A 21,055-nucleotide genomic window follows, 5' to 3' on the forward strand; every position below is an offset into this window, starting at 1 on the left:
CTTCTTTCTGCTTTTATATCCGAATACGAGAACCTTGCTCACTCATAAGTTCGATTGACTAAACTAATCGATTATATCCTCTCTGTCAAGAGAATCTCTGGCTCATCCTAGACGTAAGACGGTCCCGAGAGCGGAGCCGCCATCGATTTTCTAGAAGAACAAGCTATAATTTACTATAGTTTTATACTACCGTTCCAAGCTAAAGATAGTCCCTGTAACAAGTCGTCGATCGCTGGCGTAAAAACGAAGGGAGATATGATCGTGAAGAAACTACGAATAACCTTGATATTATTCATCGTCTTTTCGAGCTTAACCATGAAGGGATCGGCATGTTCCATCTCTCTTCTAGGAAACGACCAAAAAACCTTGATCGCCAGAAACATGGACTGGCCGGAACCAACCGGGATGGTCTTGAAGAACCTGAGCGGGATAGAGAAAACAGCCATGCTTTCCCCCGACGGTTCCACTCCGTATACTTGGACCTCCTCCTACGGAAGCATAACTTTCGACCTTGTGGTGGAGACTCGCTCGTATGGGGAGCTCAGCGCTCCCGGGTGCGGACTCAACGAAGCGGGTTTCTATGCGGCCACGCTGTTCGTGGACCCGCCGAAATATCCCGGACCTGGAAGCAAGCCTTTTCTCAGCTGCATAGAGGTGGCAAGGGTTCTGCTGGACACTTGCTCAAACGTGTCGGAGGCTTTAAGCAAATTCAACGAATTCGGGATTACCGGATTGGTCATAGACGATGAGCTCTCCTGCGATATGCACTGGTTTCTCGCAGACAAAGAGGGAAACTGCGCCATCGTGGAATTCCCCCCGGAAAACTCGGGGACGATCTCAGTCAACTATCCGGGTAAAAAGTGCATGACCAACGATTATTACGGCCCCAGTTACGCCAACTTGGCTAGGTACCAGGGATTCGGAGGGACTCTGCCCATTCCTTCCGACGAACACAAAAGGACGTCCGACGTAAGGTTCGTTCGCGACGTTTATTTTTCGGAAGAGGTAATGGCGAAAGAGGACATATCCAAAGACGACGGATTTTTCGTAATGGGGAAGGTGGCTCAGACGGAAGGGACCAAGGGCTCGGACTCCCCGACGGATTGGACCATAGTCTACGACCTCAAGGGTCTCAACCTTTCCTGGACCGCTGTAAACAACGAGCTGCGAAGGGATATCGATCTTACCCGCCTTGACTTCTCTTCGTCGGAAAAGGTGACGTCAATGGATATCCAGTCGTCCGGCTCGGGAGACGTGACGTCGAACTTCGGTGAAAAAACCGAAGGAACCAGCAGCGGCTGTAACGTCGGAGCTACATCCTCCACCCTGGCGCTTCTACTCGTCCCACTCGTGTTTATGGGGAAACGATAATAAAGAAACGTACAGGCCCCACGGTTCTGAGAACCGCGGGGCCTGTTTATCATTGATAACCACACATAGCAACTTTATCGCAAAAGTCTACAAGCCTAAACACATGTATTACATAATCATCTCTAAGAATCTGACATAATTACAAACAAGAATCTTACTCTTTATCTAACAAAAGGCCTTCCGGAAGGGGCCAAAGCGTCGGCCAGCCATCTGGGATGCATGGACATCAGAGGCTCCGGCAGAGCGTGGGGATCGAAGAAACCGGCGTCCAGCGTCTCGGGTCCGGAGGTGATCAGAGAGCCACCCATTACTCGGCAGAGGAAACAGCTGGTCACGAAATGGCAGATGCGACTGTCCGGATAGGTTATCACCTGCGACACCGGATCGGAGTAGAGCCCTATCAGCTCCTCGACCTCCACCTCTAGACCCGTCTCCTCACGGATCTCCCTGACCACGGCGGTCTGCACGGTCTCGCCGGGCTCGACGTGCCCCGAGGGGATGCCCCATCGTCCGTTATCGGAGCGGCGCATCAGAAGGACTCTGCCCGATTCGTCCAGCACCACCCCTGCGACCCCGGGCTCCACCGACTCGGGCCAAGGATAGGTGGGAGAGTCCCAGGCTCCCATGGAGATCGATTCGTCGAAGAGGTCGCCCAATCCGTCTATCCGTCCATCCGGATTTCTAAAGTCCAGCTTGCCGGGATAGGTCTCGGCGGATCCCATTAGTATGGCGTCTATACCGGCCCTGTGAGCTCCCAGAACGTCCACGTAAGGGGTATCGCCGATCATGACGGCACGTTTTCCCGGAGCCAGGGTCCTCCTGGCCTGCTCGAACATGGCGGTCCAGGGCTTGCCCACCGAGAGGGGTCTGGTTCCGCTTCCGGCGATGAGTGCGTCCACCACCACCCCAACCCCGGAGAGGACTCCCTCCGAACTGGGATAAGTGGGGTCCTCGTTGGTGGCGACGAAGAGAGCCCCCTGTCGGATCGCCAGAGCAGCCCGTCGGATCTGTCCCAAGGTGACGTCGTCGTCCCATCCCACCACGACCGCCTCGCATGGCGGAGCCTCCGTCAGAGACAGCCCCGCGTCGGTCATGGCCTTTCTCAGTCCGCCGTGGCCCAGCACCCAAACCGGGCCGATGCCCCTGTCGGACAAAACCCTGGCGGTGGCGGTTCCGGAGGTGATCACCTCTTCCTCCTTTGACTCTATCCCCAACTCCTTCAACCGGCAGACTATATCGCTTCCGTCAGTGGGGTTATTGGTGAGAAACCGGACGTCCTTGCCCATGGAACGGAGCCTGTCCAGAGCAGAGGCGGCACCGTCGGTCTGACGATCTCCCACGTATACGACCCCGTCTAGGTCGAGAAAAAAAGCGTCGTATCTATCGGCTATCATAAAAACCACTTCCTTCGATGGCTAACTGTATATGCAAGGCCATCATGATACAACGGAGGCGGTAAGTTTGCCAGAAGACCTAGGATCTGTAGACCTCCTCGTAGGCTCTTCTCAGCTCTTCGATGGGGCCCTCCCATACGAAGGAGACCTCGCCGCTTCTGGGAAGCACCAGTCTGGGGCTGCCTTTTCTGAACTTCTTGTCTCTTGCGATATGGCACTCCAGATCGGACCAGGGGCGATCGGGACGGCGGGGAAGCCTCAGATCCGTCAGAAGCCGGTTGAGCCTGTCCAACCTGTGTCTGTCGCACTCGCCCAGCCTACAGGAGAGCTCGGTCGCCACGACCATTCCTACGGCCACCGCGTCTCCGTGGCTCCAGTCGCGGTATCCCGAAGCCGCCTCCAGACCGTGAGCCACAGTGTGTCCCAGGTTGAGTCTGGTCCTGACGTCGTGCTCCCTCTCGTCCCGGGAAACCAGGTCGAGTTTTATGGAAGCACACCGAGCCACAACCTCCACCAGCAAACCGGGGTCGCGCCGCAGAAGGCCTTCGACGTTTCTCTCCAGAAGGTCGAAAAGCTCTGGATCCTCTCCGAGACCGTATTTGACCACCTCTCCCAGTCCCTGACGGTAGTCCTTCCAGGAAAGGGAGGTGAGACAGTTCACGTCGGAAAGGACTATTTTCGGACGATGGAAGGCTCCGACCAGGTTTTTGCCCTGAGGCAGATTCACCCCGACCTTGCCTCCTATGGAGCTGTCCACCTGGGCCAGAAGGGTGGTGGGACACTGGACGAGCTCTATGCCCCTCATCCAGGTTGCGGCGGCGAATCCGGCCACGTCTCCCACGCAGCCGCCGCCCAGGGCCAACACCACGTCGCCCCGGTCCATGCCGACGGAGAGAAAGTCGTCGTACAGTCCTTCCACCACATCCATGGTCTTGGCATCCTCGCCTCTCGGTAAAACCGAACGTCCTCGGGTCTGGCCTACCACCGGCTCGAAGAGAGGTCCCGTCATGGAGTCGGCCACCACGTAGGTGTCGGTCCGTCCGAGAAGCTCCGGAAGTTTCGACAGCACTCCCTGGCCTACCACCACCAGGCCGGTCCTCTCGTCCCCGAGGATCCTCTGATCGCAGTCGCCCTTCAGCGGAAGTGATAGCCCCTCCCGGACCGCCTCCGCCACTTGGGAGACGTTAAGATGATCCGTCTCAACCCTCAGGTCGCCGTCGCTGTAAAGGGGACGCCGCCTCTCCCAGAGGTCCTCCAGGTTCTCCATCTTCAGAAGAGGCCTCTGTCCCGGTTGGGCCGCCACCCTGTTTTTTACCGTGTCCGCCGAGGCATCCAATATAACAAGTCTGCCCTTCTTGCGGATAAGCTCCCGACCCTTGGGATCCTTCAGGGCACCGCCGCCCAGGGCTACTATGCACCGCTCCAGGTCCGATATCTCTCTAAGCGACTGGGCCTCCAGTCTGCGAAAGCCTTCCTCCCCCTGAGAGGCGAATATCTCCGCCACGGAGGCCCCGGCCCTCAGCTCTATGGCCTTGTCCAGATCCACGAAGGGAAGTCCCACCGCCTCGGCCAGCCTCTGGCCCACCGAGGTCTTTCCGGATCCCATGAACCCTCCGAGAAAAACCAGCTCTCCTCTACTCACGACGATCCCTCCCTGTCTCCAGACGAAGTTCCGAGACCCTCCGCTCCAGGTCCGCCATAACGTCTCCTCCGAACCTTTCCGTGAGGGCCGAGGCGGCCACCCAGGCCACCATGGCCTCTCCCACGACGCAGGCGGCGGGAACCGCGCAGCTGTCGCTCCTCTCGAAATGGGCCATGGTATTCTCACCTCTGGCCAGGTCCACCGACCTCAGAGGCTTCCTCATGGTGGGGATGGGCTTCATCGCCGCCCGCACCAAAACGTCCTGGCCGTTGGTCATACCTCCCTCGAGGCCGCCGGCTCTGTTCGATAGGCGGACTATCTCTCCGTCCTCGACGGCGATCTCGTCGTGAACCAGACTGCCGGGGAGCGCCGCGAGGTTGAACCCTCCGCCTATCTCCACTCCCTTTATGGCAGGTATGGACATAACCGCCCCGGCCAGCCTGCCGTCCAGACGTCGATCCCACTCCACGTAGGACCCGACCCCTACGGGCATACCCCAAAGGGACACCAAGAAAGTCCCTCCCAAAGAGTCTCCCTCCTCCTTAGCCTTGGAGATCCGGGATATCAGGACTTTCTCGTCCACCTCTCTGGGACAGCCGAGATCGGAGGTCTCCGCCCTGGTCCACTCTTCCTCCGACAGAGGATCCTCTATGGCGACCCCACCGATGGAGGTGACCGCACCCCTGACTGTTACCCCGAGCCTATCGAGAAGAGCCCGGGCGACGGTCCCGGCCAGGGTCAAGGCGGCGGTGGACCTGGCGCTGGAGCGCTCCAGCACGTTCCTCATGTCCGAGTGTCCGTATTTGATACCTCCGACCATGTCCGAGTGCCCCGGTCTGGGACAGTCGATCCGCCTGTCCTCCGCCTTCTCCGGATCCACCTTGTGGGGATCCAGAGCACCTCTCCAGGACTCCCACTCTGTGTTCTCCAGACAGATAGACAGAGGCGCCCCGGTGGTCACTCCATCTCTCAGGCCGCTCCACACCTCCAGGCGATCCCTCTCTATGGCCATCCTGGGGCCTCTTCCCCATCCTCTGCGTCTTCGGGCCAGCTCGGACTCCAGCAGATCCCTGGGCAGCTCCAGTCCGGCCGGAAGTCCCTCTACTATCGTGACGAGACCTCTTCCGTGGGACTCGCCTCCTGTGAGAAAACGGATAGCCATGATCCCGGTCAGCCTCTCGTCGGCACGAGGTCTTCGGAGAGTTCCTCCAACTGGGAGAAGAACTCGGGGTAGGAGATGGAGACGCAGTCGGAACCCAGTATCTTCACAGGTCCGTCCGCCGCCAGTCCCGCCACGGCCATGGCCATGGCGATACGGTGGTCCCCTCTGCTGTCCACGGTGGCTCCCCTGAGCCTCTGGGATCCCGGGATGGTCCAGCCGTCGTCGTGCTCGGTTATATCCGCTCCCATGGCCCTCAGTCCCTCGGCCACTGCGGCTATGCGGTCGCACTCCTTTACCCTGAGCTCTCCCGCTCCTCTTATCTCGGTGGTTCCCTCCGCCTGGGTGGCTGCCACTGCCAAAACGGGCAGCTCGTCGACCATGGACGGGACCATGTCGGACCCTACCGATACGGAGCTAAGAGAGGAGCTTCTGACGATCAGGTCCCCGACCGGCTCGCCTCCCTGGGCGCTCTCGTTCTCGACAGAACAGTCCAGCCCCATGGACCTAAGGACCTCCAACAACCCCGTCCTGGTGGGGTTCAGTCCCACTCCGGAGAGCCGGACCGACGAGTCGGAGCATATCGCGGCCGCGACGATCCAGAAGGCCGCTGAGGAGAAGTCTCCCGGCACCCTCCAGGATCCTCCGGGAAGGTCGTCGAAGGGATACACCGTGACCGAGTCCCCGTCCCGCCTTATGGGAACCCCCAGATGCTCCAGCATTATCTCCGTGTGGTCCCTGGTCGACAGGGGCTCCACGACCGTCACGCTGCCCTGGGCTGAGAGTCCCGCCAGCAACAGGGCGCTCTTGACCTGGGCGCTCGCCATCGGCAGGACGTACTGGCCTCCGGTCAGCCTGGTTCCCCTTATGGAAAGGGGGAGCCTCTTGCCTCCGTCCCGGCCGTCTATCCTCGCCCCCAGAACCCTTAGGGGATCTACGATTCTGCTCATGGGACGACGTTGCAGGCTGTCGTCGCCGGTGAGCACCGAGAAGGTTCCGGGGACCCCGGCCAGCAGTCCGCAGAGCAATCTGGCCGTGGTGCCGGAGTTTCCTGCGTCCAGCGTGCGGGACGCCTCGGCTATGCCCTCTCCTCTGGCGACCTTGACCCTGTCTCCCTGGCGTTCAACCGAGCAGCCCAACCTCTCCACGCAGTCCAGAGTGCTGGCGCAGTCCGCTCCGGAAGAGAAGTTGGTCACCTCTATTCCCCGGCTGGACAGAGCTCCGAGGATACCCACCCTGTGGGATATGGATTTATCTCCAGGCACCTCTACCGTGCCGTTTATGGATCGAGTCATCTCGTTTCCTCCTTAGACGGGCCAGCCAAAACGGCTTCCCTGTATCGGGCCGCTCGAGCCGCCCCTCGAAGAGCTTCCTCGGGAGATGCGTCGATAAAGGCCTCCAAAATCTTCACGGTACGACGAATAGCCGGCACCAGTTTTTCGTTGTGTTCCAGGACCGAGGCCGTCAGCCAGGAAGGTCCGGACGCCACCCGGGACGTGTCCCTGAAGCCTCCCGCAGCCATCTTCGAGATCCCGGGAAGCCGCTCCATGGCCTCTCCGGCTCCGAGAGCCAGTGCCGAAGCCAGAACCATGGGAAGATGGCTGATCCAGGCAACTGTCTCGTCGTGCTCGTCTGGATCCATGCATAGGGTCGAAGCCCCGAGGAGCGCCGCCATCTCCTCCGCCAGAGACACCGCCTTCTCATCGACGTCGGATCCCGGAACGAGGGCGATCGTCGCCCCCTCCACCAGGTCCGGCGAGGCGTTGGCCCCCCCTCCGATCTCCTTGCCGGCCATCGGGTGAAAGCCAAGGTGCCTTTTTCCCCATATACGCCCCAGGGTCCGATGAAGGTCTCCCCTCACGCTGGAGAGATCCAACACCGCCTCCAGTCCGTCGCCGAAGGGCGCCGCCGACAGGGAGACGGGAACCATGAGTTCCACCGGGACCGCCAGAATCAGGACTTCGGATCGTGCCGTCAGCCTCTCCAGCGAGGGGGCCCTGTAGGAGAAGAGTCCCATGGACTCTCCCAGGTCCAGGGCGGAGGAATCTCTATCCCAGGCGGCAACCGAGGCGCACCGCCCCCAGGACGTCAGCCTCCCTGCCAGGGAGCCCCCCATAAGTCCCAGTCCGACGATCCCTACATGGCGACCTTCAAGCCCCATTCGGATTCCTCCGGTTCCAAAGCCTCCATAAGCCGGGAGATCCGGTTCATCAGCCCGTCGAAGGCTGGAAGGTCCAGCGACTGGGGGCCGTCGCAGAGGGCCTCCTCAGGCCGGGAGTGGACCTCCACTATGAGACCGTCCGCCCCTGCGGCCAGAGCCGCCAGGCTCATGGGAGCCACCAGATGTCTCTTGCCGGTGGCGTGGCTCGGGTCCACCACCACGGGAAGATGGGTCAACGATTTGACCAGAGGCACTATGCTCAGATCCAGGGTGTTTCTGGTGCTCTTGTCGAAGCTTCTTATGCCCCTCTCGCACAGGATCACCCGGGAGTTTCCCCCGGCCAGTATGTACTCCGCCGCCTGAAGCCACTCGTCGACGGTGGAAGCCATCCCCCTCTTGAGGAGTACCGGAGTGTCCACCCGTCCCAACGCCTTGAGCAAGGGGAAGTTCTGCATGCTCCTGGTTCCCACCTGGAGGATGTCCACCTGAGGGGCCAGCCATTCCACGTCCTCCGGCGACATGACCTCCGTGACTATGGGAAGCCCTGTATCCTCCCTGGCCTCCAGGAGGAGGTCTATTCCCTGACTGCCCAGCCCCTGGAAGGAGTAGGGGTTCGAACGGGGCTTGAAGGCCCCTCCCCTGAGCACCGAGGCCCCGGAGGACGCCACGCCTCTGGCGGTCTCGAGAAGCTGTTCCCGGCTCTCCACCGAACAGGGCCCTGCCATGACCGCCACGGAGCCGCCGCCGATGGAGAGCCCCCGACCTATCTGGACCGGACCCTGAGGCCCCGACACCTCCAGGCTGGCAAGAGGGTAGGAGCAGTTCGTCCGCGAAACCGCCTTCACGGAGGGAAGTTTTTTAAGCTCCAGGTCCGTCTCGGAATGTCCCTCGCAGACTATGGTGCTGCCTCTGCGTCCCGGAACCACCCTTATCTGCATCCCTCTGCGTTCCTGATGGTCGCAGACCCTGGCTATGTCGAGACTGGAACTCCGTTCGTTCATTTGGACGACTATCATATTCGTGACCTCCCGTCAGATAATTAAAAAATCGAATAAAAAAAGGGCCGGAGCCCGGATGAAAAATCCGGATTCCGGCCCTTTAAGCCTGCCTTTATTGCGATACCCCTCCTGTGGAGGGTCTACCCGACGGCAGCAGGTCCCGATGACGGATTTCCATGCGAGCTGAGACCACTGGCGTAATAGCGCCACTGGCCGTCGGTAAAGCTATAGGAGTAAGAACTATCGATGGAGATGGAGACTATCGGCTGGTTCTTAGCTCGTTCCGTCACGGGTATTCCTCCTTTCGTCGTCGGATAATTTTATCGTGCTGTATTGTCGATGCATTTTACGGGGTTACGGAGAATTGTCAAGGGGCAGTTTCTATTTTTCGATCCACCGGGAGTCCCCTTATAGGAAATAACGCCTGTCATCTCCGATAAATTGTCTAGGAGAGCGGGTCATGTATTTCTTAAAGACACGGGAGAAATAGCCCACATCGTCGAACCCTACGGACATAGCCGCCTCTGTGACGTTGCAACCTTCCAGGCTCAGGAGAGCGGCCGCCTTCTCCACCCTCATGCGGTTGACGTAGTCCACGAAGGTTCTCCCGGTACTTCTCCTAAACAGACGACAGAGGTGTCCCACCGACATATGAGCGATATCGGCAGCCTCGGGCAGAGAGACGCCCTCTCGATAGTTCTTCTCTACGTATTCGAAAACGGCCGACAGAGCCTGCCTCTTCCTCATGAGGATTTCCACGTCGCTGGAGACCAGGGACATCACTCCGCAAGAGCGAAAAAGTTCCTCCAGTAAACCGAAAACTCCCCCTAAAACTCCCAGTTCGTAGCCCTCGTCGCACCTACGACATCTTTCCACGACAGAGTCCAAAAGCCGCCTTATGCCATCGCCTACGGGCCTTCGTCGAAAGGTCACGAGCCCATTCCTCAAAGGGCTCAGATACCTCTCCCCGCAGGGGAATATGCCGTAGGAAGACAGCAGATCTATGTCGATTCTGAAGACGAAATAACGAAGCTCGTCCGAAAGCCCCTCTCCATAGTGCAGTTCTCCCCTGTTCACTATCAGGACTTCGGAGGATTCCATCTCGTACTCCCTCTGATCGCAGAAGATCCTGGCCCTTCCGCTTAAAAATCGAAAGAACTGCAGGTGATGGTCGTGAAAATGGGGCTCGAACAGGGGACCTCCTCCTATTTTCACATGTTCCAACACGGAGACGGGAAAGGACATGTCGGAGAGAGTTACAAGTTCGCCGTCCATAGCGGCCTCCACATACATCAAAATAATCCCTGTCGCCGTCAATATGCTGCATGCCAGATCCATCGTATAAGCGTATCTTACGGTGGAATATCGGACAGGGGACCGATCCGTCGAGATCCTCTCATGTCAATTTTATACCACAGAAAGCGGAGTGATGCGGGATGAAAAGCCTGATACTGTACTGGAGCGCGGGAGGCAACACGAAGAAGGTGGCCGACACCATCGAGACCGTCCTGGTGGACAAGAGCATCCCGGTGGACAAAGTGAAGATAGAGGAAAATCTAGAGGTCGAGCTTTGCGATTACGACTTGGTGTTCATGGGAGCGCCGTCCTACCGATGGATACCTCCTCTTCCGGTCCGGAAGTTCATCGGCAACACCATGGACCGCTACAGAGGAGGAGCAAGGCCCATAGGAGCTCCGAGAAAACCGGGAAAGTTCGGTGTGGTGTTCTGCACCTTCGGCGGCATACACACAGGGATCAAAGAGGGCTACGTTGCCGGGAAATACATGGCTCAGTTCTTCGAGCACGTCGGATTTCTCGTCCTGGACGAATGGTACACGCCGGGAAAGTTCCATGGATGGGAGGAGGGCAGCAAAAGGGGAAAAATGGGAGACATCTCCGACAGGCCCAACCTAAACGACCTCAAAATCGTCGCCAACAGCACGAGGGAGATCCTACAGGGACTGGACTTCGAGATAAAGATAGCTAAGAGGTAATAACGTTATCCATCGTGAAAAAATTCTATGAGAACCGGCAAAAAGCTACAGGACGAGAAATTCTCCAGCTTTAAAAACTGGAGAATTTCTCGTTCAACCCTAAGGAGTTCGCTCGACAAAAGCATTAAGCTCAGTCAAGCGAAACCCCCTATAAACGCTGGCCCTCGGTTAAAATCCTAGGTTATTACTTGCCGCTGAACACAGGGAAGAAGCTGAACTCTCCGTAATCCTTCATGTCGGAGAGCCCCTTCAGGATTCCCATATCCTCGTCGGAGACGGTAAAATCCAACTTGGCGTTGTCCGCCATGTGAGCTGGGTTCGCCGTCTTGGGAAGGGCGACAGTGCCCAGCTGCAACACGTATTTGATGCAAAGCTGGGGAACGGCGACACCGTATTTTTCCGCCATCGCCACCAGATCCCGGTTCCAAAGCGCAACCCCGTGAGCGATGGGAGCGTAGGCCTCCACCAAAATATCGTTCTTTTCACAGAAAGCCATCAGTTCCTCGGGGGTATTGCCGATGTGGGCCAATATCTGATTGACCATGGGCTTCACGGTGCAATCCGCCAGCAAGCTCTCCAGATCGTCGACGAGGAAGTTGGAGACGCCGATGGCCTTCAGCTTGCCGGCTCGATAGCCGTCCTCCAAAGCCCGCCAGACGGCCTTGTTCTCCTCGTAATACCGCCTTTCGTCGCGAAACTCGTCCCAGGGCTGAGGGCTGTGGATTATCATCATGTCCAGATAATCCAACCCCATCCTGGAAAGGGTCTCGTCGATGGACGAAGTCGCGGCCTCGTAGGTCTTATACTCGGCCGCCACCTTGCTGGTGACGAAAAGCTTCTCTCTCTCGATTCCACAGCTCTTCACACCGGCTGCTACACCTGCCTCGTTCTCGTAGGCCTGAGCCGTGTCCATATGGCGATATCCCAGCTCGACGGCCTGTCTGACTGCCTCTCCAGCCTGATCGTCGGGGATAAACCAGGTTCCCAACCCCAGTTTGGGTATTTTCACTCCGTTGGATAAACTGTAAGTCTCTTCAAAAATCATAGCGAAACACCTCGCAAAGCAATCTTTCTACAAGCCCAATCCTTCAATCCAGGGCTGGATCTCTTCTTCTTTCACTCCGGAGGAGAAACGTCTTCCCTCCAGCCAGTTTCCGTTTCCGGCGGCTTTTCTCAAGAGCTCGCCGCTCTCTCCCAGACCGGAGGCGGCGGAAGTGCAGAACGGGATTACCGTTTTTCCGGTAAAGTCGTTCGCTCCTATAAAGCCGTCAATCGGCCATGCTGCGATCCCCCACCAGATGGGATAGCCGATGAACACGGTATCGTAGGAATCCCAATCATCGACAGATACGGATAGAAGCTCTACATCCCTTTCATGCTCGTTATCATGTTCTCTGGACACCCTACTACCCTTGTCTCTATAGTTCAGATCGTCTTTAGTGTAAGGATCGGCCGGTTTCAACGCAAAGAGATCCGCACCCGTTGACGTCGCGATAAATCCCGCAACTCTTTTCGTGTTTCCGGTCGCAGAATAGTAGACTACCAACGTCTTTCCGGCCTCCGAGGAGGCGGAGTCTACGGTGGCAGGGTTTTCCGACGTTGAAGGGCTGGACGACGAGGCGCTGCCGCAAGTCGCAAGGCTAAACACCATCAAAAGCTCTACCAAAACAAACGCCATTTTATTCATCGCAATCCCCCCCTTTGTTTAGAAACTCGACTTGCCTACCCATCGATTGATCTCGCTCTCCGAGGCAGACTCACTAAATCTTCTTCCGGCACCCCAAGTGGCCGCACCGGGACAGGACAAACGAAGAATCTCCTGCGTATCTCCCATCCCGCTCATCCCGGAGGTCGCGAAAAGCGAGATCTTCTTACCGGAAAAATCGTAGCTCTCCAAAAAGGTCTGTATTATCCTCGGAGCTACGTACCACCAAATGGGGAAACCGATAAAAATCGTTTCATACCTCTCCATACCATCAACCATGTGGGCGATCTCCGGCCTGGAGGAACGATCGTTCATCTCCAGGGAACTGCGACTCATACCGTCGTGCCAGTTCAGATCGTCCTTAGTGTAAGGTTCAGCCGGGACGATCTCGAAAAGGTCCCCTTCTACCACCTTCGCCACCTTCTCCGCGATCTTCGCAGTAACGCCGGTAGCCGAGAAGAAAGCCACCAAAGCTTTCTTTTCGTTCATGATTTCAACCTCCATTCCCAAAAACGTTTTATCCATCACTCGGAGTAGACTTCCTTGGCCATGCGGAACGCCGCCCACGCCTTGGGCCAACCGGCGTAGAAGGCCAGCTGGGTAAGAACCTCAACCATCTCCTCTTTCGTCACACCGTTGTCCTTCGCCTTCTGGATGTGAAACTTGAGGGAACTGTCCAAAATTCCGCTGGACAGAAGAGCCGACACGGTGACGATGCTCCTCTCCCTGGGGGCCAGCTTGTCCTCCCTGGACCACACCTCTCCGAAAAGCACGTCGTCGTTGAATCCCGCAAACTGAGGGGCGAAATCCCCCAGCATTTCTTTTCCCGCGGTAACCTTGCCCATATTGCCGTACCTCCCTTTAGGCCAGTTTTTCGTACTGCTCGTCGTCCACGATCTCCAGCCATTCGTTGGAACAGTCCTCCCCCGGCACCTCGACCGCTACATGGGCGAACCAGCTGTCCTTGGCTGCTCCGTGCCAGTGCTTGACGCCTGCCGGTATGTTCACCACATCACCGGGTGCCAGCTTCCTGACGGGCTTTCCCCACTCCTGATACCAGCCGTAACCGGAGGTACAAAGCAGAATTTGTCCTCCTCCGGACTTAGAGTGATGAACGTGCCAGTTGTTGCGGCAACCGGGCTCGAAGGTTACGTTCCCTATGACCACGCCCTCCAGTGAAAGCATGTTCAGATAACTCTTTCCGAGAAAATACTTGGCGTAAGCGGCGTTCTCCCCGCCTCTGGGAAACAGATCCTCTATCTCGTTCATGTTCAGGCCCTCCTTCTCTGCGTCTACCTCCATTTACTATTAAAAGCCTCTACTGTCTCACGATATGCCATGCCCAAAACGTCGATCCGTCGTGATATCCGTCTCATCTCTAAAAAGGATTTATACACCCGGTGTAAAGATAGGCGATATACAGATACTGTCCGTTCCTTGCCTGATCCTGCGATAAGGCGGAGAAAAGCTTGATTTCTCGGTCGGAGCGTTCTATCTTGACGGAAAGAACTCGGGAAAACGGGAGGACAAAATAAGGATGAGCGATACGGCGAGATCTTGCGATGATCGGATAGATACTATACAGAGGGCTTTAGCCATGGAGATCGACAGGCGAACCAGGACACGGCCTCGACTGGAAACGGAGATCGCCGGACTGGTTCTCATAAGGGGGAACTCCCCTACCGAACCGTTGAGCTATACGATGGACTCCAGCATATGCCTGATAGCCCAGGGAAGAAAGCGGATCTTTCTGGGAGAGGAAAGCTATATATACGACGACAGACATTTTTTGATAACCTCTGTGGATCTTCCTGTCGTAGCCCAGATTCTGGAGGCCAGCGAGGAAAAGCCATACCTGGGACTCACCCTGGAGCTGGATAAAAAAACTATCGCTCAACTGATAATGGAGGTCGACTCGAAACACGCCAACTCGAGGAGACAGGACAGGGGAATGGAGATCAGCGAGGCGACTCCGAACATGCTGGAGGCTTTTCTTCGATTGGTGAACTTGCTTAAATCACCGGAGGATCTACCGGTGCTGGGCCCGATGGTCAAACGGGAGATATTCTACCGGCTTCTTACCGGCGAACAGGGCCCCAAATTAAGACGGATAGTCACGGCGGGAAGCCACAGCCACAGCATAGCCAACACGATAGAGTGGCTCAGGAGAAACTTCGCGGATCAGATCAAGATGGACGAACTGGCCTCTCGATCGGGCATGAGCCAATCCACCTTTCATCACCATTTTCGCTCGGTCACAGCCATGAGCCCGTTGCAGTTTCAAAAAAGGCTCAGGCTGAACGAGGCGAGACGGTTGATGCTTACCGAACGTCTGGACGCAGCGACGGCGGCGTTTCAGGTGGGATACGAAAGCCCCTCACAGTTCAGCCGGGAGTACAAACGGCTTTTCGGAGCCCCTCCGGCACAGGACGTAAAAAACATGATCAGGATTTAGACGACAGAGAACTCGAAGTAAGCGGAAAAAGAGGAACGTCAGGGGAAGAGATCGGAGCTTAAATACTTCAATCCGCTATCGTTCAGGGTCAAGGCTATCGTCCCGCCTCTCTCCTTTCCCCTCAACAACTGTATCGCAGCCCATACGTTAGCCCCGGACGAGATGCCGACGAAACACCCTTCCAGCCTAGCCAAATCCCGAGTCGTCCGACAGGCGTCCTCGTCGGTCACCTGAACGCATCCGTCGATATGCTTTCGCTTTATCTTCGGCAGATCCATGGCGTAGCCGCAGCCCTGTATCCTATGGCGCCCACCGTTGGACAAAGGGCACCCGGCATACACTGCGGCCGCCGCAGGCTCGGCCACGTAGCAGCGTATATCCGACCGGTAACTCTTTAGCTTTTCGGCGCACCCCTCGAATGTCCCGCCGCTGCCTACTAAATCCACGAAACAGTCGATCCGGCCATCGCTCTGCTCCCACATCTCCACGGCGGTATTCTCCAGATGAGCTCGATAGGAGCTGTCCAGACGAAATTGATCAGCACGAAACGCCTCACGTTCCATTACCAGAGCCCCGGTTCTACGTTCCACCAGCTCCAGGTCCCTCCCAGACACCTGTCCCTCAACGGCACCTTCGCTCTGTGGAACCAGGACGACCTCCGCGCCTAGAGCCCGCATCATCCTTGCCCGCTCGGGAGAATTGCCCTCGGACATCACCGCCACGAAGGGATGTCCCTTAGCACCGCAGACCAGGGCGAGACCGGTACCGGTGTTCCCGCTGGTCAACTCGACGACGGTTTGACCGGGTTTCAATTCTCCCGACCTCTCGGCCTCCTCGATCATCTGCAACGCGGGGCGGTCTTTCTTGCTGTAACCCGGATTCAGATACTCCAGCTTGGCATAGATGTCTCCCTCCACATCGTAATGCTTTACGATCCTTTTCAGACGCAACAACGGGGTTTCTCCGATAGCCTCGTAGATGTTCTCTATGAGCTTCTTCACTTCGCTTGTCATCTCCTTGTCCTCGAGGTAAAATATCCCGGAATATCGTAATATATACCTTACGTCCGTTAGATATACTTTGTCAAGAAGGGGGCGGAAAGATGGAGGCAATTTCTTTAATCGCCAAGAACCTCAAAAGACTTAGGGAAGAACGCAATCTAAGCCTTGGAGAGCTTTCGAAGAAATCCGGAATCAGCAAGGTGATGCTTTCTCAGATAGAGAAAAAGGAGGGCAATCCAACCATAAACACGATCTGGAAAATAGCCAACGGTCTGCACGTGTCCTACACGGCCCTTCTGGAACGACGGGAACCGGAGATTCAAGCGATATCGAAGAGGGACATAACACCCCAGGAGGACGACGGAGGACACTACAGAATCTACTGCTACTATCCCAGCTCTCCTACACGCAATTTCGAGCTGTTTCACCTGGAGCTGGACGCCGGACAAAAACATGATTCGGTCGGACATCCCGGTAAATCTCAGGAATACGTGATGGCTAACGAGGGACACCTGACGATCTGCATAGAAGATCGAAACTACGAACTTTATCCCGAGGATTCTCTGTCCTTCGACGCCTCCCTGCCCCATAGATACGAAAACAACGGCGAGAAAACGGTCGAAGCGACCGTCGTCAACCTCTACCCCGGTTGAAAACCACGCCTAGGCCATAAAAAACGGGGATCCCGACATAAGATCGAGATCCCCGCATATTTCTCATGGCTGCGCTTCTAAAAACTCGAAGGGCGTCGAAGTTTCAAAATTACCGGAGGCCTCGCCTCCCAGTGCGACGTCCTTCAGGGGCAGATGAAGGACCGGAGCCCCCTCCGCCAAGTCCAACTTATCCAGGTCAACCCAGAACAGGCTCGGGCTGAGCACCCCGTCGAAGTAGTACCTTCTGTTTTTATGATCCGCCAGAGTACGCCACAAAGTCGAGGAGATGTTGGGCTTGTCGGGGGTGGATATTCCCAAAGGTACCGACGCGTTTCTGATAACCCCGAGCACCCCCGCCAAAGCGGTCCTTATGTCCGACGTTTTGGGTATGGCATCGATGTAGAAGGCGGCCCTGACGAATCGATCGGAAGCGCGGTTGGTCCCGGGGAGCATGGTCAATCCGCCTATCTCCTGCCAGTAGGCGCAGAGTGCCAACTGTTTGTCAAATGAAGGCGAGTTGGTCATAACTTGATATTCTCCGCCGTGGTGGATCACGAGCTTCCCCTCCAGGTACTCGAAGATGGCCGAGTCGCCGGAAGGATCCGATATGGCAAGATGGCCGTTTCCGGCGTGTCCATCCGGGGTCATGGTGGATACCACGTAAAATGGCTCGGAGCTCAGAGCCTCCACCGCCTCTTTCACCGTGGCGAACCTATCCAGAACGTACTGAGCCCAGGCCGCTATCGAGATGGGGGCTCTGGGATCGCCTTTTTTCGGCTTGGGATATTGCGACTCCACCAGATAGAGCAAATTAACCACCAAGCCTTTTTCGTTTATTCCATCAACAGTAGCGGCGTCGAAAGCGGAGGCCACCACGCTGCCGTAGAGGGAGCTCCACTCGACCGAGTCCGGCCCGGCAGCGCCGTCTCTCTCCATACCGCGAGGGAAAATCCAAAGGTTGCTCCCTATATCGCTCCCCCAATCCATGGTACGGCCGGTTATGATCGTATCCTCCGGACCGACGTAGGTCACCCTGGTACAGCCGAAAGCCGGCACGGTCAACAGCAAAAGGACGGCGAAAAACGAAAGTCCCAACGATTCTATACGCAAATAGACCTCCCCCTTCTTGTAATATTAAGTAAATTATACAGCATAAGTTTTTCCGGCGCAGAAGAGAGAGATCCAGAAAGACCTATCTCGGCATAAAAAACTCGGGCTCCCGACGGGAGGAAAAGTTGTCCCACATCTTCTTTCCCAAAGAGGCCACAGGCTCCAGCTTCAGCACCCTGGCACCGGTAGGACAGGCCTTCACGCAGGCGCAGCAGAAGGTACAGGCCACACCGTCGGTTGCGTTGGGGTCCTTCGGATCCACCGCCCCTACGGGGCAGACCGCGGCGCATTTTCCGCAATGGACGCACGTCTCCACGTCGGTTACGGGAGATCCATCCGGCATGGTAGAGGGAACCTTGTAGGGCCTATTCCCCGGCAGATCCGCCTCTGGCAGCTCGGATACGGAGTCGGCGGCGCCAAGCATCTTGGGCACCTTGGCCCCGAAAGACCGTATCACGGGCATATCGTAGTCGTCCGGCCTGCCTATGGCCGTAGGATACTTTTCGTCGGCGAAGGAATGCTCTCCGATGAAAGCCGCTCCGGCTATCACCTTGAACCCCTTCTCCTTCAGGATATCCCCGAGCTCCAACAGTGCGTCGTCGTAGTGTCTGTTGCCGTAAACCACCACGGCTACGGCGGGCCGTCCGTCTCCCCGGAGTTTCTCCAGCAAAGCCCGCCCCTCTCTGGCGATCCTGCCGGAATATACCGGCATCCCCACCAGCAGGACGTCTCCCTCGGGAAGAATGGCCGTCTCTCTCGCCTCCGGCAATGTAGCGTCCAAAAAGGAAAGCTTCGACCCCATTCCCTCCACGATCCCCTTCAGAACCCTCGTGGTCGTCCCGGTGGGAGAATAGCTTACGACAGACGCTGTATCGAATTTCAAGACAAAGACCCCTCTCTTGTTGATAAAGATTCTCTAATATCCTACACCCTGAAGGTCCTATCGTCACCATCGTCCTTCCATGATGTAGAATGGTCGGCAAAACCACTAAAACGGAGGACGGCTATATGAACTTTCCCTTTATGCAGGATCCCTTGCTCGGCATGGGACTGGTGATCTTCTTCGGCTATTTTCTGGGACACCTGGCGGTGAAGGCAGGGCTCCCCAAGATAACTGGCTATCTCGCCGCGGGATTGATACTGAACCCCACCGTCTTCGGCCTGGTTCCCCAAAGTGCCATAGCGGGAACTAATACGATGGTGAACGTGCTACTGTGCGTCATAACCTTCGAGATCGGGGGATCTCTGGCTATAGATAAAATACGCTCCCTCGGCAAAAGCATCGTGGCAATGACGATTCTGGAGGCCGAAGGGGCCTTTCTGGCTGTGATACTCGGGATGATTCCCTTCTGCGTGCTCTTCGGATCCTATTTCGGCATCTCCGGAACTCCGGCGGTGCTGGCCTTCTCCATTCTGATGGGCGGCCTGGTCTCCCCTACCGACCCGGCTGCGACGATAGCGGTAGCCCACCAGTACGGAGCGAAGGGACCTGTGACCTCGACCATATTGGGCGTATCCGCCTTCGACGACGGCTTCGGCATAATAAACTTCGGTCTGGCTCTTGCTTTGGCCAGGACGATAATGGGAGGCGGAGAACTTTCCCTCTTCTCGGTGGTGCTCTCTCCGGTCTGGACGATCGTCCTCTCCGCTGCCGTGGGATGCGTCTTCGGAATAATGGTCGATCGAATGAGCTCCAAGGCCCTGGACGGCGAGGGAGGCGGAGAGCTCACCATAGTGCTCGTAGGAGGGCTTATGGCCTGCTTCGGCGTCGCGGAGGCGCTGAAAGCCGACGAGCTTCTGGCCACCATGGTCATGGGAATCTGGGTGGTTAACGCCAACGATCGCTCCGACGAGATCTTCGACTTCGTACAGTCCACCCTGGAGGAGCCGGTGTTCCTCATCTTCTTCTGCGTGAGCGGAATGACCCTCGACATGCCGTCGCTTCTGTCTTCCCTGGCCTTCATCCCGGCGGTCGTGCTCCTAAGGGTGCTGGGCAAGGCGGCGGGAATCTACGGAGGGGGCGACCTCACAGGGGTGGACGGTAGAACCTGTCGATACGTGATAGGAGGGCTAATCCCCCTGGGCGGCATAGTGATAGGCCTGGCGTTGACCCTCAAGAGGATCCCCGAGATGGCCCCCTTCGCGGACACTCTGATAAACGTCATCATAGGCTGCACGGTAATACACGAATTCATAGGCCCGATGACGGCCCGATGGGCCCTGAAAAGCTCCGGCGAGATCGACGAATAGCTCGCTGAGACACGGAAAAAACTCCGGAAAGAACAGGTGATAGAGTTGAAGGACAGGCTGTACGAACTCAGGACGACCATAGACGAACTGGACAAAGGCATAGCGGAGCTGCTGGCGAGACGGGTGGAGACTGCCCAAGAGATAGGCAGAGCCAAGGGAGACGGCCCTATCTACGACCCGGCCAGGGAGGAGCGGATCATACGCCGTTTCAGCGAGATGAACCCCGGCCTGGATCGAGAATCCCTGTCCACCATACATAAAGAGATAATATCCCTGTGTCGATCGGTCCAGGGTAGACCTACCGTGGCCTGCATGGGCCCCGAGGGATCCTACTCTCAGCAGGCCATGGAGAGAGCCCTGGGGTCCTCTATAGACCCCCTGTTCGTGTCCGGTCCCAGAGAGGTGTTCAGGGCGGTCGAGACCGGCAGGGCCTCTCTCGGGCTCGTGCCGGTGGAGAACACCGTGGAGGGAACGGTCTACGCGACCTTGGACGGATTCTCCGAGACCGGACCGGAAATGACAGTGATCCAGGAGGTTAGCCTTCCTATAAGACACGTCCTTGCCTCGGCCTCGCCTCTCTCGGAGATAAAACGGGTGGTCTCCCACCCCCAGGCCCTGGCCCAGTGCAGACTCTGGCTGGAGGAAAAACTACCGGGGGCGAAAAAGGAACCGGTTGCCACGACCAGCCACGGAGCGGCCATAGCGTCGTCCGAACCGGGAACGGCGGCGGTGTGCAGCGCCAAGGCGGCGGAGGTCAACCGAATAGAGATACTTTCCAGGGACATACAGGACAGATCTCACAACAGGACCAGGTTCTGGGTGGTAGGACCCAAGGGTTCGACCAGATCCGAGGGGGAGAAAACCTCCATACTCTTCTCCGTACCCCACAGGTCGGGATCCCTCCTGGGAGCGCTGGACCCTCTTCGTACGGCAGGGGTTAACCTGACTGCCATACAGTCCCGCCCAATGCAGGGCAACCCCTTCGAGTACCTGTTCTTTCTGGACATGATGGGCAGTTCCTCCGATCCGGAGATATCCGACGCCCTGGAAGCCATGAGGAGGTCCTGTTTATCCATGAGGGTGCTGGGCTCCTATCCCTCCGACATCGTGGTTCCAGGAAAGTAATAGGTGTAAAATAAACTGAGAACATCTATTTTCAGAG

Annotated in this window: 22 protein-coding genes; 6 read left to right on the top strand and 16 right to left on the bottom strand. The window is 57.2% G+C overall.

Annotated elements, in window-relative coordinates; translation table 11 throughout:
• The first annotated feature begins 261 nt into the window (after positions 1-261).
• Positions 262-1,371: a linear amide C-N hydrolase gene (locus tag L2W48_RS11070; protein ID WP_236099135.1), complete on the top strand. Its 1,110-nt coding sequence runs from the start codon at positions 262-264 to the stop codon at positions 1,369-1,371.
• Between the two features lie 161 nt (positions 1,372-1,532).
• On the opposite strand, the gene L2W48_RS11075 is transcribed toward L2W48_RS11070, so the two are convergent.
• The 8 genes from L2W48_RS11075 to L2W48_RS11110 all read right to left on the bottom strand — a co-directional run bounded on the left by L2W48_RS11075 (position 1,533) and on the right by L2W48_RS11110 (position 10,063).
• Positions 1,533-2,765: an HAD-IIA family hydrolase gene (locus tag L2W48_RS11075; protein WP_236099136.1), complete on the bottom strand. Its 1,233-nt coding sequence runs from the start codon at positions 2,763-2,765 to the stop codon at positions 1,533-1,535.
• A gap of 79 nt (positions 2,766-2,844) precedes the next feature.
• The gene (aroB, locus tag L2W48_RS11080) at positions 2,845-4,407 is read right to left on the bottom strand and encodes a 3-dehydroquinate synthase (protein WP_236099137.1); all 1,563 of its coding nucleotides are present in this window, start codon (positions 4,405-4,407) and stop codon (positions 2,845-2,847) included.
• Positions 4,400-5,569 (bottom strand): chorismate synthase, encoded by a 1,170-nt coding sequence (gene aroC, locus L2W48_RS11085; protein ID WP_268906567.1) that lies wholly within the window; start codon positions 5,567-5,569, stop codon positions 4,400-4,402. The genes aroB and aroC overlap by 8 nt, the downstream gene beginning before the upstream one ends.
• Before the next feature lie 8 nt (positions 5,570-5,577).
• The gene (aroA, locus tag L2W48_RS11090) at positions 5,578-6,861 is read right to left on the bottom strand and encodes a 3-phosphoshikimate 1-carboxyvinyltransferase (RefSeq protein WP_236099138.1); all 1,284 of its coding nucleotides are present in this window, start codon (positions 6,859-6,861) and stop codon (positions 5,578-5,580) included.
• Positions 6,858-7,727: a prephenate dehydrogenase gene (locus L2W48_RS11095; protein WP_236099139.1), complete on the bottom strand. Its 870-nt coding sequence runs from the start codon at positions 7,725-7,727 to the stop codon at positions 6,858-6,860. Before L2W48_RS11095 ends, aroA begins: the two co-directional genes overlap by 4 nt.
• Complete coding sequence (gene aroF / locus L2W48_RS11100) at positions 7,703-8,743, bottom strand: 3-deoxy-7-phosphoheptulonate synthase (RefSeq protein ID WP_236099140.1); 1,041 nt, start codon at positions 8,741-8,743, stop codon at positions 7,703-7,705. The genes L2W48_RS11095 and aroF overlap by 25 nt, the downstream gene beginning before the upstream one ends.
• Before the next feature lie 122 nt (positions 8,744-8,865).
• Positions 8,866-9,015 carry a hypothetical protein gene (locus tag L2W48_RS11105; RefSeq protein WP_156775076.1) on the bottom strand — a complete coding sequence of 50 codons (150 nt, stop codon included), beginning with the start codon at positions 9,013-9,015 and terminating at the stop codon, positions 8,866-8,868.
• 118 nt (positions 9,016-9,133) lie between these two features.
• Entirely contained in the window at positions 9,134-10,063 is a 930-nt protein-coding gene (locus L2W48_RS11110; protein WP_236099141.1) for a helix-turn-helix transcriptional regulator, read from the bottom strand.
• A 98-nt stretch (positions 10,064-10,161) separates the two neighbouring features.
• Between L2W48_RS11110 and L2W48_RS11115 the strand changes: the two genes are divergently transcribed.
• Positions 10,162-10,719: a flavodoxin family protein gene (locus tag L2W48_RS11115; RefSeq protein ID WP_236099142.1), complete on the top strand. Its 558-nt coding sequence runs from the start codon at positions 10,162-10,164 to the stop codon at positions 10,717-10,719.
• Positions 10,720-10,903: 184 nt separating this feature from the next.
• On the opposite strand, the gene L2W48_RS11120 is transcribed toward L2W48_RS11115, so the two are convergent.
• The 5 genes from L2W48_RS11120 to L2W48_RS11140 form a co-directional block, all read right to left on the bottom strand.
• Positions 10,904-11,728, bottom strand: a complete 825-nt coding sequence (locus L2W48_RS11120; RefSeq protein ID WP_236099143.1) for an aldo/keto reductase family protein — start codon at positions 11,726-11,728, stop codon at positions 10,904-10,906.
• 63 nt (positions 11,729-11,791) lie between these two features.
• Positions 11,792-12,406, bottom strand: a complete 615-nt coding sequence (locus tag L2W48_RS11125) for a flavodoxin (protein WP_236099144.1) — start codon at positions 12,404-12,406, stop codon at positions 11,792-11,794.
• A gap of 18 nt (positions 12,407-12,424) precedes the next feature.
• Positions 12,425-12,913 carry a flavodoxin gene (locus L2W48_RS11130; protein ID WP_236099145.1) on the bottom strand — a complete coding sequence of 163 codons (489 nt, stop codon included), beginning with the start codon at positions 12,911-12,913 and terminating at the stop codon, positions 12,425-12,427.
• Positions 12,914-12,948: 35 nt separating this feature from the next.
• The gene (locus tag L2W48_RS11135) at positions 12,949-13,269 is read right to left on the bottom strand and encodes a carboxymuconolactone decarboxylase family protein (protein ID WP_236099146.1); all 321 of its coding nucleotides are present in this window, start codon (positions 13,267-13,269) and stop codon (positions 12,949-12,951) included.
• Between the two features lie 16 nt (positions 13,270-13,285).
• Positions 13,286-13,693, bottom strand: coding sequence for a cupin domain-containing protein (locus L2W48_RS11140; RefSeq protein WP_236099147.1), 408 nt, complete (start codon positions 13,691-13,693; stop codon positions 13,286-13,288).
• Positions 13,694-13,961: 268 nt separating this feature from the next.
• Here L2W48_RS11140 and L2W48_RS11145 point away from each other — a divergent pair, with 268 nt between their 5' ends.
• A complete protein-coding gene (locus tag L2W48_RS11145; protein WP_236099148.1) occupies positions 13,962-14,879 on the top strand; it encodes an AraC family transcriptional regulator in 918 nt (305 codons plus the stop codon).
• Positions 14,880-14,917: 38 nt separating this feature from the next.
• Here the strand turns inward: L2W48_RS11145 and L2W48_RS11150 are convergent, their stop codons facing one another.
• Positions 14,918-15,892, bottom strand: coding sequence for a PLP-dependent cysteine synthase family protein (locus L2W48_RS11150; RefSeq protein ID WP_236099149.1), 975 nt, complete (start codon positions 15,890-15,892; stop codon positions 14,918-14,920).
• 89 nt (positions 15,893-15,981) lie between these two features.
• Here L2W48_RS11150 and L2W48_RS11155 point away from each other — a divergent pair, with 89 nt between their 5' ends.
• The gene (locus L2W48_RS11155; protein ID WP_236099150.1) at positions 15,982-16,533 is read left to right on the top strand and encodes a helix-turn-helix domain-containing protein; all 552 of its coding nucleotides are present in this window, start codon (positions 15,982-15,984) and stop codon (positions 16,531-16,533) included.
• 63 nt (positions 16,534-16,596) lie between these two features.
• On the opposite strand, the gene L2W48_RS11160 is transcribed toward L2W48_RS11155, so the two are convergent.
• Both L2W48_RS11160 and L2W48_RS11165 read right to left on the bottom strand, forming a co-directional pair.
• Positions 16,597-17,643: a linear amide C-N hydrolase gene (locus L2W48_RS11160; RefSeq protein ID WP_236099151.1), complete on the bottom strand. Its 1,047-nt coding sequence runs from the start codon at positions 17,641-17,643 to the stop codon at positions 16,597-16,599.
• Positions 17,644-17,725: 82 nt separating this feature from the next.
• The gene (locus tag L2W48_RS11165; protein ID WP_236099152.1) at positions 17,726-18,526 is read right to left on the bottom strand and encodes a 4Fe-4S binding protein; all 801 of its coding nucleotides are present in this window, start codon (positions 18,524-18,526) and stop codon (positions 17,726-17,728) included.
• A 125-nt stretch (positions 18,527-18,651) separates the two neighbouring features.
• On the opposite strand from L2W48_RS11165, the gene L2W48_RS11170 reads away from it, so the two are divergent.
• A complete protein-coding gene (locus L2W48_RS11170) occupies positions 18,652-19,893 on the top strand; it encodes a cation:proton antiporter (protein WP_236099153.1) in 1,242 nt (413 codons plus the stop codon).
• 36 nt (positions 19,894-19,929) lie between these two features.
• Positions 19,930-21,018: a prephenate dehydratase gene (pheA, locus tag L2W48_RS11175; RefSeq protein WP_236099154.1), complete on the top strand. Its 1,089-nt coding sequence runs from the start codon at positions 19,930-19,932 to the stop codon at positions 21,016-21,018.
• Positions 21,019-21,055 lie beyond the last annotated feature (37 nt).

The organism is Dethiosulfovibrio russensis, from assembly GCF_021568855.1.
Classification (GTDB): Bacteria; Synergistota; Synergistia; order Synergistales; family Dethiosulfovibrionaceae; genus Dethiosulfovibrio; species Dethiosulfovibrio russensis.